The sequence below is a fragment of the Pseudomonas sp. 9.1(2019) genome (genome assembly GCF_009910445.1).
Taxonomy (GTDB): Bacteria; Pseudomonadota; Gammaproteobacteria; order Pseudomonadales; family Pseudomonadaceae; genus Aquipseudomonas; species Aquipseudomonas paraversuta.
In genome coordinates, this window is record NZ_VBWF01000010.1 from 248,825 (window position 1) to 263,428 (window position 14,604).

Annotated in this window: 13 protein-coding genes; 7 read left to right on the forward strand and 6 right to left on the reverse strand. The window is 60.6% G+C overall.

The genetic code is table 11. From position 1 onward, the window contains the following. Positions 1-55: 55 nt before the first annotated feature. Both rarD and FEZ21_RS14610 read right to left on the reverse strand, forming a co-directional pair. Positions 56-940: an EamA family transporter RarD gene (rarD, locus tag FEZ21_RS14605; RefSeq protein ID WP_127195417.1), complete on the reverse strand. Its 885-nt coding sequence runs from the start codon at positions 938-940 to the stop codon at positions 56-58. Positions 941-1,072: 132 nt separating this feature from the next. Next, positions 1,073-2,386 carry an MFS transporter gene (locus FEZ21_RS14610; RefSeq protein ID WP_003445458.1) on the reverse strand — a complete coding sequence of 438 codons (1,314 nt, stop codon included), beginning with the start codon at positions 2,384-2,386 and terminating at the stop codon, positions 1,073-1,075. 158 nt (positions 2,387-2,544) lie between these two features. On the opposite strand from FEZ21_RS14610, the gene FEZ21_RS14615 reads away from it, so the two are divergent. From FEZ21_RS14615 to FEZ21_RS14635, 5 genes are all read left to right on the forward strand, one after another. Beyond that, entirely contained in the window at positions 2,545-3,645 is a 1,101-nt protein-coding gene (locus FEZ21_RS14615) for a sugar diacid recognition domain-containing protein (protein ID WP_003445464.1), read from the forward strand. A 118-nt stretch (positions 3,646-3,763) separates the two neighbouring features. After that, the gene (locus tag FEZ21_RS14620; protein WP_003445465.1) at positions 3,764-4,906 is read left to right on the forward strand and encodes a glycerate kinase; all 1,143 of its coding nucleotides are present in this window, start codon (positions 3,764-3,766) and stop codon (positions 4,904-4,906) included. A gap of 266 nt (positions 4,907-5,172) precedes the next feature. Next, the gene (pssA, locus tag FEZ21_RS14625) at positions 5,173-6,516 is read left to right on the forward strand and encodes a CDP-diacylglycerol--serine O-phosphatidyltransferase (RefSeq protein ID WP_160627601.1); all 1,344 of its coding nucleotides are present in this window, start codon (positions 5,173-5,175) and stop codon (positions 6,514-6,516) included. A 625-nt stretch (positions 6,517-7,141) separates the two neighbouring features. Then, a complete protein-coding gene (locus FEZ21_RS14630; RefSeq protein ID WP_003445473.1) occupies positions 7,142-7,747 on the forward strand; it encodes an SCO family protein in 606 nt (201 codons plus the stop codon). Positions 7,748-7,776: 29 nt separating this feature from the next. Next, the gene (locus tag FEZ21_RS14635) at positions 7,777-8,247 is read left to right on the forward strand and encodes a copper chaperone PCu(A)C (RefSeq protein ID WP_003445475.1); all 471 of its coding nucleotides are present in this window, start codon (positions 7,777-7,779) and stop codon (positions 8,245-8,247) included. Positions 8,248-8,435: 188 nt separating this feature from the next. On the opposite strand, the gene FEZ21_RS14640 is transcribed toward FEZ21_RS14635, so the two are convergent. The 4 genes from FEZ21_RS14640 to FEZ21_RS14655 all read right to left on the reverse strand — a co-directional run bounded on the left by FEZ21_RS14640 (position 8,436) and on the right by FEZ21_RS14655 (position 12,371). Further along, positions 8,436-9,755, reverse strand: a complete 1,320-nt coding sequence (locus FEZ21_RS14640) for an OprD family porin (RefSeq protein WP_160627603.1) — start codon at positions 9,753-9,755, stop codon at positions 8,436-8,438. A gap of 23 nt (positions 9,756-9,778) precedes the next feature. Beyond that, positions 9,779-10,219, reverse strand: coding sequence for a pseudoazurin (locus FEZ21_RS14645; protein WP_003445478.1), 441 nt, complete (start codon positions 10,217-10,219; stop codon positions 9,779-9,781). 99 nt (positions 10,220-10,318) lie between these two features. Continuing rightward, the gene (locus FEZ21_RS14650) at positions 10,319-11,482 is read right to left on the reverse strand and encodes a DUF1624 domain-containing protein (protein WP_029612626.1); all 1,164 of its coding nucleotides are present in this window, start codon (positions 11,480-11,482) and stop codon (positions 10,319-10,321) included. A gap of 115 nt (positions 11,483-11,597) precedes the next feature. Next, positions 11,598-12,371, reverse strand: a complete 774-nt coding sequence (locus FEZ21_RS14655) for a glucose 1-dehydrogenase (protein WP_003445481.1) — start codon at positions 12,369-12,371, stop codon at positions 11,598-11,600. 146 nt (positions 12,372-12,517) lie between these two features. Here FEZ21_RS14655 and FEZ21_RS14660 point away from each other — a divergent pair, with 146 nt between their 5' ends. Both FEZ21_RS14660 and FEZ21_RS14665 read left to right on the forward strand, forming a co-directional pair. Beyond that, a complete protein-coding gene (locus FEZ21_RS14660) occupies positions 12,518-13,393 on the forward strand; it encodes a LysR family transcriptional regulator (RefSeq protein ID WP_160627605.1) in 876 nt (291 codons plus the stop codon). 115 nt (positions 13,394-13,508) lie between these two features. After that, positions 13,509-14,534, forward strand: a complete 1,026-nt coding sequence (locus FEZ21_RS14665) for a DNA topoisomerase IB (protein ID WP_178092380.1) — start codon at positions 13,509-13,511, stop codon at positions 14,532-14,534. Positions 14,535-14,604 lie beyond the last annotated feature (70 nt).

The following is a 14,604-nucleotide window of genomic DNA, read 5'->3' on the forward strand; positions in this document are numbered from 1 at the left end:
GCCGGGGCACGAGGCTGCGAGGTCTTTCAGGCCCCGCATACCTGGCCCCCGGACCTCACACCGAGCGACGTTGGCGCACCAGATGCTTGAAGCCTTCAAACATCAGAACCACAACCGCCAGCCAGATTGGCAAATAGGTCAGCCATTGTCCGGCGCTGATACTTTCCCCCAGCAGCAGCGCGACAATCACCAGCAATACCGGCTCTACATAGCTGAGCAAGCCAAACAAGCTGAATGCCAGCATGCGACTGGCCAGAATGTAGCTGATCAATGCCAGGGCGCTGATGCCCCCCAGCAGCGGAATAAGCGCATACAGCGCCGGGCGATGGCTGGCCACAGCGAATCCTTGCTCACCGCTCTGCACAAACCACCAGGCCACCGGCACCAACAACAGCATATCGACCCACAGGCCGCCGAGGTTGTCCGTGGCTGCGCGTTTGCGCAATACGAAGTACAGCGGGTAACCGATAGCAACCACCAGGGTGGTCCAGGAAAATCCGCCGACCCGGTACACCTCGTTGGCGACCCCGAGGGTGGCCAGAGCCGCAGCGATTTTCTGCAAATGCGATAACTGCTCGCCATAGACCAGGCGCCCGGTAAGAAGCATGGTTAGAGGCAACAGGAAGTAGCCCAGCGAGACGTCGAGGCTATGGCCGTTAAGCGGTGCCCACAGAAACAGCCACAACTGCACCCCCACCAGTGCGCTGGACGCCACCAGCACTGCCCACAGCCGGGGTTGCTGACGCAGCCGCGAGACGATCACCGGAACCAGCCGCCAGTCACCGGAAAAGCACATGAACAGAGTCATGCAGGGCAGGGTCAGGAGCATTCGCCAGCCGAAGATTTCGGCGCCGCTCAAGGGCCAGAGCAGGGACGTGAAGTAATACATGACACCGAACAGGCTCGATGCCAGAACTGATAAGACAATACCTTTGGACACAACAGCCTCGTTGAAACGCACATTCTGATTATTGGAGGTGCATAGCTTGAGGCTCAGCGGGCCGAAGGGCAAATGGCTTGCTCACATTGGCCTCTGCAGGAGCGAACTCGCTACTGCAGAGGCCAAGGGGGTTTATGCCTGAGTCATGCCGCGGGTCATGCGCAGCGCCAACAGGCTGCCGCCCACAATGACTGCCGCCAACAGGTACAGGGCTACGTCGGTGGAGCCCGTGGCGTCTTTGACAAAGCCCACCAGGTACGGGCTGAGAAACCCGGCCATCTGCCCCATCGAGTTGATCAGCGCCAGGCCGCCCGCTGCCGCACCGGCACTGAGCATGGCGGTCGGCACCGGCCAGAACATTGGCAAACCGGTCAGGGCACCCATGGTGGCGATGGTCAGCCCCAGAATGGCGATCACCGGCTGGGCTGCAAAATTGACGGCAATCACCAGGCCCAGTGCACCCATCAACATAGGCACCACCAGATGCCAGCGGCGCTCTTTGCGCAAGTCCGCAGAACGGCCCACCAGCAACATGAACACAGCCGCCAGCAAGTAGGGGATAGCGCTGATCCAGCCGATCACCAGGGTATCGCTGAAGCCCATGTTCTTGATGATCGACGGCAGCCAGAAGTTGATCGCGTATACGCCGCTCTGGATACAGAAGTAAATCAGACCGAACGCCCAGATGGCCGGGTTCTTGAATACTGCGAGCAATGAGTCGGAGGTGGTTGCAGGTTTGTTCAGGGCGTCCAGGGCATGGTCCGCTTCCAGCACTGCGCGCTCTTTTGCACCGAGCCATCTGGCGTTGGCAAAACTGTCACTGAGCAAGAAAATCGCCAGTGCGCCCAGCACAACCGTCGGCACCCCTTGCAGCAGGAACATCCACTGCCAGCCGGCGAGACCGCCCTGGCCCGCGGCAAAGTGGCTAAGGATCCAGCCGGAGAAAGGGCCGCCAATCAGGCCCGAAACCGGAATGGCACACATGAACAACGCCATGATCCGGCCGCGGCGGAAGGTCGGGAACCACTGCGAGAGATACAGCACCACCCCGGGAAAGAACCCCGCTTCAGCCGCGCCGGTGAAAAAACGCAGGGTATAAAACCCGGCAGGGGTGGTGACAAACATCAGGCAGGTCGACAGCAGGCCCCAACCGATCATCATTACGGCGATCCAGCGCCGTGGCCCGAATCTGCTGAGGGCCAGGTTGCTCGGCACGCCGCACAGCACGTAGCCGATAAAGAAAATCCCGGCGCCAAGGCCGTATACCGTCTCGCTGAACTTCAGCGCGTCGAGCATCTGTAATTTGGCGAAGCCAACGTTTACCCGGTCCAGGTAGTTAAACAGGTAGCAAATGAAGATGAAGGGGATCAAACGCAGGGTGATGCGTTTGTAGATGGCGTTTTTATCGTCATCGCTGATCAGCGATGCGGCGGCGCTCTGTGACATCTTATGTCTCTCTTTATTATGATTTTTCACGATCCGAGGTTAACGTTGATCGCGTGTTGAGTCTCGGCCACCCCAACGCTGCTGTCTTTGTGCCCCTGCACAGGTTTTATCCGCGCCACCTGTGCCCGTGAACAAATGCCTACAAGGATTTTCACCCTATGTTCGAACTGGATCATGATTTGGCACAGGACATCGTGGATCGCGCGATGGCCATCTTGCCGTACAACGTAAATGTCATGGACAGCCAGGGCCTGATCCTTGGCAGTGGCGAGCCTGAGCGTATCAATACCCGGCACGAAGGGGCGCAGTTGGTACTGGCCAATGGACGGGTGGTGGAGATCGACGAACAAACCGCCAAGTGCCTCAAAGGGGTACAACCGGGGATCAACCTGCCGCTGTTGCTCGATCAGCGCCTGATCGGCGTACTGGGCCTCACCGGCGATCCGCAATTGCTGCGCACCTACGCCGAACTGGTGCGCATGACCGCCGAGATGTTGGTGGGCCAGCGCTTTCAGCAAGCCGAACAACAATGGCGACGCCAGCGCTGTGATGATCTGGTGGCCTTGCTGCTCAGTGAAGGCGGCGATTCCGCGCGCTTGATCGATGAGGCCCGGCAATTGGGGCTAAAGCCACAGTTATCGCGCATTCCATACCTGTTTGAACTGGGCAGCGGGCAAAGCGCCGAGGCCTTGAGTGCCTGGTTGCAATCGCGCTTCCCCGACAGCTGGTGCGTGAGCCCGGCCACCGGCTCACTGCTGTGGTGCCGCCCGGCAACGGCGGCGCTGGATGACCTGCGCCTGCTGGAAAAGCTCGACGCACAGGGCTGGAAGGTTTTGCGCATAGCCGCAGGAGGGCAGGCCGATGCTCTCAATGGCTTGCGCCGTTGTTATCGTCGGGTCGGCGACCTGCTGGCCTACGGTCGTGATGTATTGCCGCAGACGCGACTGCTTAGCCTCAATCGCTATCGCCTGCCGGTCATGCTGTGGCGTCACCGCAATGACGATGCCCTTGAAGAATTGCTTGGCCCGCTGCACAAAGTGGTGGCCAAAGACGGCAACGGCCAGTTGATCGCGACCTTGCGCAGCTGGTGTGAGCACGATGGCCAGAGCCAGGCGTGCGCCGATGCCCTTGGCATTCACCGCAACAGCCTGCGCTATCGCATGGAGCGCATCGCCGAACTGAGCGGTGTCGACCCGTTGAGTCTGAACGGCATGCTGGCCCTGTACCTGGGCGTGCAACTGCTGCCCCAGAATCTCTAGGGTCAGCCGCGTCTTGTAAAAATGAACAACAAAGGCCGTTATTGCTTGTGCACCAGACTGGCGTGTTTGCAGTCAGTTGCTGGCAGCATGGATGCCATAAGAACTGGAGATGCGCCCCATGAAAATCGTGATTGCCCCCGACTCGTTCAAAGACAGCCTGAGCGCTGAAAAAGTCGCTGCTGCCATTGCTGCCGGTTTCGCCCAGGTATTGCCACAGGCACAGTTGATCCAGTGTCCCATGGCCGATGGCGGAGAAGGCACCGTGGAGGCGATCGTGGCCGCAGGCAATGGCCAGTTGCGCCGCAACCAGGTCCAAGGCCCGTTGGGCGCAGCGGTCGAGGCCCATTGGGGCTGGCTGCCGGACAGCCACACGGCAATCATTGAAATGGCCGAAGCCAGCGGCTTGCAACTGCTGACACCGGGACAGCGCGATGCGTGCGTCAGCAGCACCTTCGGCACCGGCCAACTGATCGGGGCGGCCCTGGATGCGGGCGCCCGGCGCATCATCCTCGCCATCGGCGGCAGCGCCACCAACGATGCCGGCGCCGGTGCGTTGCAAGCCTTGGGCCTGGGGCTGTTCGACGAGCAGGGCCAGCCCCTGGCACACGGCGGCCTGGCCCTGGCCGGACTCGCCCGTATCGACCTTGCAGGCCTTGATCCGCGCCTGGCCCAGGTGCGCTTCGAGATTGCCGCAGACGTCAACAACCCCCTGTGTGGCGAACACGGGGCATCGGCCGTATTCGGCCCGCAAAAAGGCGCGTCCCCTGAGCAGGTCCAGCTACTGGACAAGGCCCTGGGGCATTTTGCCGATCACTGCGCCCGGGTCTTGCCCAGGGATGTTCGTCAGGAGCCCGGTTCGGGGGCTGCAGGCGGTCTCGGCTTTGCCGCCAAGGCTTTTTTCGCCGCGCAGTTTCGCGCCGGAGTTGAAGTGGTGGCCGAACTGGTGGGCCTGGCCGAAGCGGTGCAGGGCGCTGATCTGGTGATCACCGGAGAAGGCCGTTTTGATGCGCAAACCCTGCGTGGCAAAACCCCTTTCGGGGTCGCGCGCATCGCCCGGGCCCAGGGTGTACCGGTGGTGGTACTGGCCGGCACTCTGGGCGAGGGCTACCAGGCCATGTACGAGCACGGGGTCAATGCCGCATTTGCCATCACCAGTGGCCCGATGAGCCTGGAAGACGCCTGTGCCCGGGCCGAGCAATTGCTCACCGACCGGGCGCGGGACATTGCCCGCCTGTTGAGCCTGAAACCGGGCCCGTATTAACCCGCACCCGTCTTGATTGACCGACCCGCATAGTCGCTGACGAGATTCGAAGGCTGCGAGCTTTCTGGTTGTGACACCGCAGGTGCTTTTTGATACCGCCACAGGTTTTCTGTGTGGCCGTCAAGCAAGGTCCTGCGGACCTAATCGCAGCCTTCGAGCCTCGTCAGCGACTACCGGCAACCTGGCGGTTTGCCATGGCCGGTATGGCTTCGGGGCACGATCGTGTAAGCTTCGTGGCTCTTCGCATTCGACCCTTAGCGAGCCCTATGCCGTCGCTCTTCAAACGCTCTTTGCTGCCCAAGCTACGCAGCTTCCCGATATCCGCCGATGCCTTGAGCATCTTGCCCGGCGCGGCTGACTTTCGTCGGTGCCTGCTGGAGCAGATCGCGGGTGCACGCCAGCGCATCACGCTGGTGGCTTTGTACCTGCAACAGGACGAGGCCGGACAGGAAATTCTCGATGCCCTGCACGCAGCCAAAGCCGCCCGTCCCGAGCTTGAAATCGTGGTACTGGTGGACTGGCTGCGCGCCCAGCGCGGACTGATCGGCGCCGGCAAGCAGCCCGGCAATGCCGCCTGGTATCAGGCGCAAACCGCTGCCCATGCCAGCCAGGTGCCGATTTACGGGGTGCCGGTGCAAACCCGGGAGCTGTTCGGGGTACTGCACCTCAAGGGCTTTATCGTTGACGACTGTGTGATTTACAGCGGCGCCAGTCTGAACAATGTCTACCTGCACAAGTTCGACAAGTACCGGTTCGACCGCTATCACCTGTTGCACAACAAGCAGCTGGCAGACTCCATGCAGCACTTCATTGAACAGGACCTGATTCAGACCAAGGCCGTGCATCGCCTGGACCTGCCATCATTGCCTTCAACCCGCAGCCTGCGCAGTGCCATCGGCGATTTTCGCAGCCACCTGAAAAAAGCCAGCTACGACACCAGCGCCGGGGTCAGCGGTCACTTTGGCCTGTCGGTCAGTCCGCTGCTGGGGGTCGGCAAGAACAATCCCCTGAGCCGGGTGATCTGTGAGCTGATTGCCAGCAGTCAGCAGCAACTGACTATTTGCACGCCCTATTTCAACCTGCCGCTACCGGTGACCCGGGAGATCAATCGGGCCCTCGAACGAGGGGTGAAAATTGATATCGTGGTCGGCGACAAGACCGCCAACGACTTCTACATCCCGCCGAGCGAGCCGTTCAAGGTGATCGCGGCATTGCCTTATTTATACGAGATGAGCCTGCGCCGGTTTGCCAAAAAACATCAGTCCATGATCGATAGCGGCTTGCTCAACCTGCACCTGTGGCGTGATGGCGACAACAGCTTTCACCTCAAGGGGCTGTGGGTCGATGACCGCTACACCTTGCTCACCGGCAACAATCTGAACCCCCGAGCCTTCCGTCTGGACCTGGAAAACGGCCTGTTGATCGATGACCCGCGCCGCGAACTGCTGGAGCCGCGAAGCAAGGAGCTGGCGGCGATTTTTGCCAACACCCGACGCATAGAAAGCTACAAGATCCTGGAATCCATGGCCGAGTATCCGCCGGCCGTGGCCAAGTTTCTGCGCCGGGTCAGCCGGGTCCGGATTGAACGTTTGCTCTACAGGATCCTGTAGATCGTCAATTGCTGGCGGAGCATTGCTGCCCGCCAGTCGCCCTCAAGGCAGGCCCGGGATATAGGCGATGCTGCCTTCGGCGCGCCGATGCAGCAAACGCTCGCCGTTATCAGGCTGACCGATAACCGCCTGATAATAGCTGCCTGACGCGCAGTTCAACCGGCTGATTCAAACCGGAACAGGTTAAGGGCAGGCGGGTAGCGGCGAGGTGAAGCCAATGTGAAAAAATGCCGTACCTGCTGTTTGAGGGCGGCAATTTGCTTACACGCTGAAACCTATTCGCTACCAATTACGGTTGACCTCTGCGGTTAATCGCAATCACGTATTTAATCAAGCGCAAATGTGCTCCAGGGCCCGACAAATCGGGCCTGAGGCGATTTGTCGCAGGCCTGCGCCGTTACCGCCCGGTTTGGCTGCCTGCAAGCAGACAGGGCCACTACCGGGGGGCTGCCCGGCCGTGCGGGCAGCAGATGAGAGTGTTAAATTGCGCACCCATGAAACGCGTCTACCCCACAGCAATCGTGCGTACTTGAGCCAATGGCCCGGGCGACGTACACCCCTGTTGCGTACTGCGCAGGGTGAAGGCTTTTGTTTGTAGTAAAAGCCGCTTAAAGGAACCTCATACATGAACGAATTACTGACTCGCCGCCATGTCGTTGCAGGACTTGGCGTGCTCAGTCTCGGTTTGCTTGCCGGCTGCGACATGGGCAGCGGTTTGTCATACAAGTACGCAAAAGACCTGAGCAATGAAATCATGGGGCGCAAGTTCAAGTTGCGTGATGCCGAAGGCAACGAAATGATGCTGGGCAGTTTCCGCGGCATGATGCCGATGATTTTCTTCGGTTTCACCCAGTGCCCGGCCGTGTGCCCGACCGCGCTGGCCCGTGCTGCCCAGGCCAAGAAGCTGATGGGCCCGGACGGTGACCGGTTGCAGGTGGTGTTTATCACCCTCGATCCGGAGCGCGACAAGCCCGCCATGCTCGATGCCTATGTCAAAGCCTTCGATCCGACGTTTATCGCGCTGTCCGGGACGCTGGAAGAAACAGCGGCCACGGCTAAGGAATTCAAGGTTTTTTACGAGAAAATCCCTACCGGCGACTCCTATACCATTTCGCACACCGGCACCAGTTTCGTCTTCGACTCCCGTGGCGTGCTGCGCATGGGCCTGTCACCTTCGCTGTCGGCCAAGCAGTGCACCGAAGACCTGCTCACCGTCATGTCAGTCTGCTGACTTCACGCACCTTTGAACGAGCCACTTCTATGAAACCCGTCAAGTATCTGTTGCTGTCCCTGCTGGGCATGAGCCTGCATGTTTCCGCGCAAACCGTGGTCGATGATGCCTGGGTCCGCGCGACCGTTGCCGGCCAGCCCTCGAGCGGTGCCTTCATGCACATCACCGCGAGTACCGACAGCAAGCTGGTCGAAGTCAAATCCCCGGTTGCCAAAACGGTGCAGATCCATGAGTCGACGATGAAAAATGACGTGATGAGCATGCAGCAAGTGCCATCGGTGGCATTGCCGGCCGGCAAGACCGTCGCCATTGATCCAGAGGGCTATCACGTGATGCTGATGGACCTGAAGGGCCAGATCAAAGAAGGCGACAACGTGCCGCTGACCCTGATCGTCGAAGACAGCAAAGGGGTCAAGGAAGCCATTGAAGTCACGGCCAAGGCCCGCGCCCTGAACAGCATGCAGATGGACATGCATGACCACGGCGCCATGCAACACTAACCCCCTGTAGGAGCGAGCTCGCCTCGCGATTATTGACTCACCGCCATCGCTGGCAAGCCAGCTCCCACAGGATCTGCAAGCGACACCCCGCACCCTGTAGGAGCGAGCTTGCCTCGCGATGGCTCCCACAGGATCTGCAAGCAACACCCCATATTCTGTAGGAGCCCGTCGTCAGTGCCGCCCGGCGGTTAAAAACGCCCGGTCAGGGGGTATTCAACGGCCAGCCGGACTTGATCGGTATCCAGTTCGGCCTGGGCCGTATTGCCCCGATGCACGTTATGGCGCAGTGACAGGATGGTGCCCTTGGCGGTACCACTCTGGATCACATAACGCGCTTCCAGATCCCGCTCCCAGTGCTTGCCGCCCTTGCCGTAACCCAGATACGCATAACCGCCGCGGGGGTCGACATGACTGCCGTCGATCTGGCTACCACGCACATACGCCGCGCTGAACACCAGGCCGGGCATGCCCCACGGCGTCATCCCCAGGTCGTAGCGGGCCTGCCACGATTGTTCATTCGGCGCGTTGAAGTCAGACAGTTGTACGGCGTTGGTGAGAAAAATCGCACCCCGCGTCACATAGTCGAACGGCGTATCGCCATGCACCTTCTGATAACCCAGGCTGAAACTGTGGGGGCCTTGAGCGTAGGTGCCCATCAGGCTCCAGGTGGTGTTGTCGATATTGCCCGACAGTGCCTTGCCTTCATCGGTGGTGCGATACAGGTTGAAGTTGTAGGTCAGCGAGCGGTTGTCATCAATCGCCTGGCTGTACAGGGCGCCCAGGTACTGCTGGTTCCAGGTGTCCTCGTAGCGCGAGCTGTAAATGCTGGCACTGAGGTTTTTACTCGGCGTATAGACCACCCCGGCCAGGTCGAAGGCATCGCCTTTGGGCCCGTTGGAGTAATTGACCACAAAGCCTTGATCGTGACTGCTGGCGTTACGGTCGGTGCTCCCGGTGAAATGCCCGCCGACCATCTTCAGGGCAGTGAATTCATTGCTGGTGAGAAACACCCCGGTGGCGGTTTCCGGCAGCAGGCGGCTGTCGGAGGAACTGAACACCGGGGTTTTGACCCGTTGTTCGCCCCAGGACAGCACTGTGTCCGACATGCGCAGCTTTATCGCCGCGCCGCCCCGGCCGAAGTTGTCCTTGGGGTAGCCGTCGTTATCCAGCCCCAACAGGCGCGCCTTGCCAGCGCGGCCACCACCGCTGTCCAGTTTGACCCCCAGATAGGCGTGGGCATCCACCCCGACCCCGATCAGGCCCTGGGTGAACCCTGATTGCAACGTGCCCATCAACCCGTAGGCCCATTCCTCGGCATAACCATTGCGTTCGGCGCGCGGTTTATAGGCATTGCGCGCTCCGCTGTTGCGTGCGCCGTGGCGATACTCGCGGCTGTCGTAAACCGTGCGGTTGACCAGGCTCCAGGTACTGTCTTCGACCAGGCCCGCGGACCGATCCTGGGCGCCCGGGTCGGCGAGCGCCATGGGGCTGGCGAGGGCCAGCAGCATCGCAGATCGCCAGCGGACTTTGCTCACTGCCCGGCCTGCAGTTTTTGCAGGGCCACATGTAAACGCTCAAGGGCCCTGGCCGGTAGCGTTGCAGGCAGTACCGCAGGCTGCGGCCCGGCCTCACCGACCTGAATCAGCATCACCATGCCCATGGCCAGGTGGGGAACGCATTGAATACCGTAGAGCCCAGGCACAGTGAAGGTTTGCTCGATTTGCTGATTGATCTTGCCAGCGAAGGGTTGCGCGCCTTCGGGCAACAGTCCGGGCAAAGTGGCGGCGTTATGACCGGTTTGGGTGGCAACGAATTTAACCGTATCGCCGGGAGCTATGTGCAAATAATCCGGCTCGAACACCATGCCCGCAGTAGCACTGCGGGTAAGCATCTTCACTTCATGGGTTTGCGCCAGTGCCGATGAGCAGAGCAGGGCCGCACTGAGCAACAGGCTCAGGGATGAAATACGCATGTCGGGCTATCCATATAGGCTTTGAGGAGTAACGCAGTCGCAGGGTCAGAAGCCCGCTAAAGTAGCCTGCGGGCGCTGCGCTGTCTGCTCGAAAAGGATTCAGAAATACTTCAGCAGGCTAATGTCGCGACGACGGGCCTTTAACCCGGCAAACCAGCGCACCGGCAGGTAAAGCGCAATTGCCAGCAACATCGCCGTCAGCCACACCGGGCCCATGCCGTCGAAACCGAAATAGTTGCCCTGATTCAGGCCGAGCAGGCCAGCACTGAGCAGATAGAGCACTTTGAGCACATACAGATGCAGCAGATAGAAAAACATCGGCGCCGCGCCAAACACCGCCAGCATGGCGATCCATTTGCTCTGTTGAACCCGCTCGAAGGCCAGTAACAGCAACAGTCCGACGCCCAGGGTCAGGGTCAGGAACAGCAGCGAAGGCGGGTACTTGGTGATGTTGAAAAAGCTCATCAGAGTCTGCAGGTGAGTGCCATGGGCCACCCAGTGCGCCTCGCCGTAACCGTTGAACAGGCGCAGTGCGACAAAACCCAGCAGTGCCCCTGCACCTGCCAGCAACAGGTAGCGCTGGCGCTCGGCAGCCGAAGCAGTGCGGGCGAACCAGGGCCCCACGCAGTAGCCCAGGGCAATCACCCCGATCCATGGCAACACCGGATAGGAAGTGCGCAGGCGCAAGGTGTCGGAAAACTCTATCCAGCCGCGGTCATGCAAAATCGCCCAAGGCACATGCAGCGTCGAATCGGCAGCGAAGTGCAGGCTGTCCAGCAGGTTGTGCCCGCCGATGATGCCAAGGGCCAGCAACAGCAGGACGGGCCGCGGCAACCACACCAGCGCCGCCAGGGCGAGCATGCTCAGGCCGATGGCCCAGATCACCTGCAGGTATATCACCGAAGGCGGGAACTGGAAGGTCCAGGCGAAGTTCACCAGGGTCAACTCCAGTAGCACCAGAAACAGCCCGCGTTTGAACAGAAAGACCGAAACGTCGCGCTTGCCCTGATATTTCTCGCCATACAGATACGCCGAAAGGCCGGTGAGCAAGACAAACACCGGGGCACACAGGTGGGCAAGGGTACGGCTGAGAAACAGCACCGGCTCGGTACTGTCGATGTTCATCGGGTCGGCTACCTGGCGGTGCAAGAAAAACGTTTCGCGCACGTGGTCCAGCAGCATCAACAGAATCACCAGACCCCTGAGGGCATCGATGGACAACAGGCGCTGACTTGAGGGTGGAGCTTGGACTGGGGTGGTCATCAAGGGATCACAGACAAGGGGAGGGTATAAGGAGCAGTTACCTTATAACATTTCTAGTTATGATGTCATCCCTATGGGAAAGATTCCCAATAACCCCGGCTGCGACGGTATTGGTTTACACGACGCTGGTCAGGCCACCATCCACAAACAGGGTTTGTCCGTTGATGAAATCCGCAGCCGGCGAAGCCAGAAATACCGCGGCACCGCACAACTCCTCGACCTGGCCCCAGCGCCCTGCGGGCGTGCGTTTGCACAGCCACTCGGAGAATTGCTGGTCATCCACCAGCGCCCGGTTCATCTCGGTGGCAAAGTACCCGGGGGCCAGCCCATTGGCCTGAATCCCGTGGCGTGCCCACTCGGCACACATGCCTTTGGTGAGCATTTTCACGGCACCTTTGGACGCGGCATAGGGCGCGATAGTCGGCCGGGCCAGTTCGCTTTGCACCGAACAGATGTTGATGATCTTGCCGCGACCACGGCCAATCATGTGCCGTGCAACCGCCTGGGACACATGGAACACACCGTCCAGATTGACCCGCATCAGCTCATGCCAGTCCTGGGCAGTAAAGTCTTCCAGTGGCGCACGGCGCTGGACGCCGGCGTTGTTGAGCAGAATATCGATGGGCCCGGTCTCGGCCTCAAAGGTGTTGATTGCCTCGAACAGTTGCGCCCGATCGGTGACGTCGAATACCGCGAACTCGGCGTTGAGACCTTCGTCGATTAATTGACTGGCAACCCGGCGGGCTTTGTCCATATTGCGATCATTGATCACCACCGTTGCCCCGGCAGCGCCCAGGCCCCGGGCCAGCGCCAGGCCGATGCCTTTGCCGGAACCGGTGATCAGGGCCCTGCGGCCGTTGAGCCCAAAGCTCGCGAGATTGAATGACATGCTGTTCTCCCGGGCCGTTTATTATGTTCGAGGGCCCGGTTGCTACTTCACCCCAGGCCGGGGGTAGCGTCCAATCGTCATTGATGATCTGGTGATCAGCTATTTTGATCAGTGCCCCCAGAGACCCTTTTCAGCGGAGCACCCAATTGGAAATCAAACATCTCAGATCATTTGTGACCCTGGCCGAAGAGCTGCATTTCGGCCGTGCGGCGCAGCGTCTATCCATCGTGCAACCGGCCCTGAGCATGCAAATCAAGATGCTTGAAGAGGAACTGGGTGTGCGCCTGTTCGAGCGCAACCGGCATTCGGTCATGCTCACCCAGGTGGGGGCGGTGTTTTTGCCCGAGGCCCGGGCCACGCTGCATCAGGCCGCCCATGCGGCGGATGTGGCCAGGGCTTCGGGGCGCGGCGAGATCGGCCGGGTGCGCTTTGGTTTTGTGTCCTCGGTGCTGCCGCAACTGTTGCCGGCACTGGTGCGGGCACTGCATGCAAGGTTGCCGCGGGTTGAACTTGAACTCAAGGACATGCCGGGGCCGGATCAGGCCACTGCATTGAAAAACGGCCAGCTGGATTTCGGGCTGATGCGCTTGCCCGCCGTGATCCCCGGGATCCACACCCGCGAGGTGCTGCGGGAGAGCTTTATCCTGGCACTGCCCGCCGATCACCCGCTGGCTGCGTACGATCAGGTGCCAGCGGCCGCACTTGCCGGGGTATCGGTATTTGTCCTGGCCAGACGCTACGCGCCCGGGTTCTACGATGAACTGATGCAATCGCTCAACAGTCATGGCCTGCAGTTGCAAATAGCCTCGGAACTCGGGGAGTTCACCACCATGCTGGCACTGGTCTGCGCCGGGCTCGGCATTGGCCTGCTACCGGCCAATGCCGGACGAGCATTACCGGCCAATGTCATCGCCAGGCCACTGGAGCTGGGCAGCTATCGGGCAACCACCGGCCTGGCCTGGGTGGACCTGGACAGTGCAGTAAAACTCACGGTGTTCAACCTGCTGAACGAGATCCTGTAAGGCCGGGTGCGTCCACCGCCCCCTGAAAAAACTCCGGGCAAATCCTCGGCACGTACGTCAACCGCTGCGGTCAATGCTTTGAAGGGGCCATGAATCCCCGTACAGGATGAGCGCCATGTCCGACCTGTTGCCCCCAGACCTGCACTATGTCGATGACACGCAGCCAGGTATCACGCGCAAGAAACTGCGCGGCAAGTTTGCCTACTTTGACCCGCACGGGCAGCGCATCAGCGATCCCGGGGAAGTTCAGCGGATCAACGCCCTGGCCGTTCCGCCGGCCTATACCGATGTCTGGATCTGCGCTGACCCGCGCGGCCATATGCAGGCCACCGGCCGTGATGCCAGGGGCCGCAAACAATACCGCTATCACGTTCGCTGGCGGGAAGTGCGCGATGCCGATAAATACTCCCGGCTGCGGGACTTTGGCCTGGCCTTGCCGAAACTGCGCCGGCAACTGGACAGCCTGCTGGCGGCCCCCGGCTTCAGCCGCGAAAAAGTCATGGCCACGGTACTGACTTTGCTCGATGCGACCCTGATCCGGGTCGGCAACAGCCAATATGCCAGGGACAACCGTTCCTACGGCCTGACCACCTTGCGCAGCCGGCATGTGGAGGTGAGCGGCAGTACCATCAATTTCCGGTTCCGCGGCAAAAGCGGGGTAGAGCACAACATCTCCGTGAAGGACCGGCGTGTGGCGCGGATCATCAAGCGTTGCCTGGAGATTCCGGGGCAAAACCTGTTCCAGTACCTGGACGAAAATGGCGAGCGCCACACTGTCAGTTCTTCCGACATCAATGCCTGGCTGCACAGCCTCACCGGCGCGGACTTCACGGCCAAGGACTACCGCACCTGGGCCGGCAGCGCCATGGCGTTATCGGTGTTGCGCGAACTGCAATGGCAACCGCAGGCCGATGCCAGGCGGCATGTGGTGGACATGGTCAAGAGCGTTGCCAGGCATTTGGGCAACACTCCGGCAGTCTGCCGCAAGTGCTACATCCATCCGGCCGTACTTGAAGGGTATGTAGCGGGCGCCCTGGCCGAACTGCCCCGTCCCCGAGTGCGCAAGGGGCTCAAGGCAGAAGAAGTCGGTCTGGCGATGTTCCTTGAAAAGATGCTCGAAACGGCCCCGGCCGGGCAATAGAAGGAGCCCGTGCGGGGCCGTGGCTCGACCACCGATTACGCACCAGGTTTTTGGCAGCGAAAAAAGAGGA

Coding starts and splice junctions, on each gene's coding strand:
- FEZ21_RS14640 (WP_160627603.1), bottom strand. CDS start 9,755: ATGCTGCTGGCCCTCGCCAGCCCCATGGCGCTCGCCGACCCGGGCGCC.
- FEZ21_RS14645 (WP_003445478.1), bottom strand. CDS start 10,219: ATGCGTATTTCATCCCTGAGCCTGTTGCTCAGTGCGGCCCTGCTCTGC.
- pssA (WP_160627601.1), top strand. CDS start 5,173: ATGCCGTCGCTCTTCAAACGCTCTTTGCTGCCCAAGCTACGCAGCTTC.
- FEZ21_RS14635 (WP_003445475.1), top strand. CDS start 7,777: ATGAAACCCGTCAAGTATCTGTTGCTGTCCCTGCTGGGCATGAGCCTG.
- FEZ21_RS14615 (WP_003445464.1), top strand. CDS start 2,545: ATGTTCGAACTGGATCATGATTTGGCACAGGACATCGTGGATCGCGCG.
- FEZ21_RS14665 (WP_178092380.1), top strand. CDS start 13,509: ATGTCCGACCTGTTGCCCCCAGACCTGCACTATGTCGATGACACGCAG.
- FEZ21_RS14620 (WP_003445465.1), top strand. CDS start 3,764: ATGAAAATCGTGATTGCCCCCGACTCGTTCAAAGACAGCCTGAGCGCT.
- FEZ21_RS14650 (WP_029612626.1), bottom strand. CDS start 11,482: ATGACCACCCCAGTCCAAGCTCCACCCTCAAGTCAGCGCCTGTTGTCC.
- FEZ21_RS14630 (WP_003445473.1), top strand. CDS start 7,142: ATGAACGAATTACTGACTCGCCGCCATGTCGTTGCAGGACTTGGCGTG.
- FEZ21_RS14610 (WP_003445458.1), bottom strand. CDS start 2,386: ATGTCACAGAGCGCCGCCGCATCGCTGATCAGCGATGACGATAAAAAC.
- FEZ21_RS14655 (WP_003445481.1), bottom strand. CDS start 12,371: ATGTCATTCAATCTCGCGAGCTTTGGGCTCAACGGCCGCAGGGCCCTG.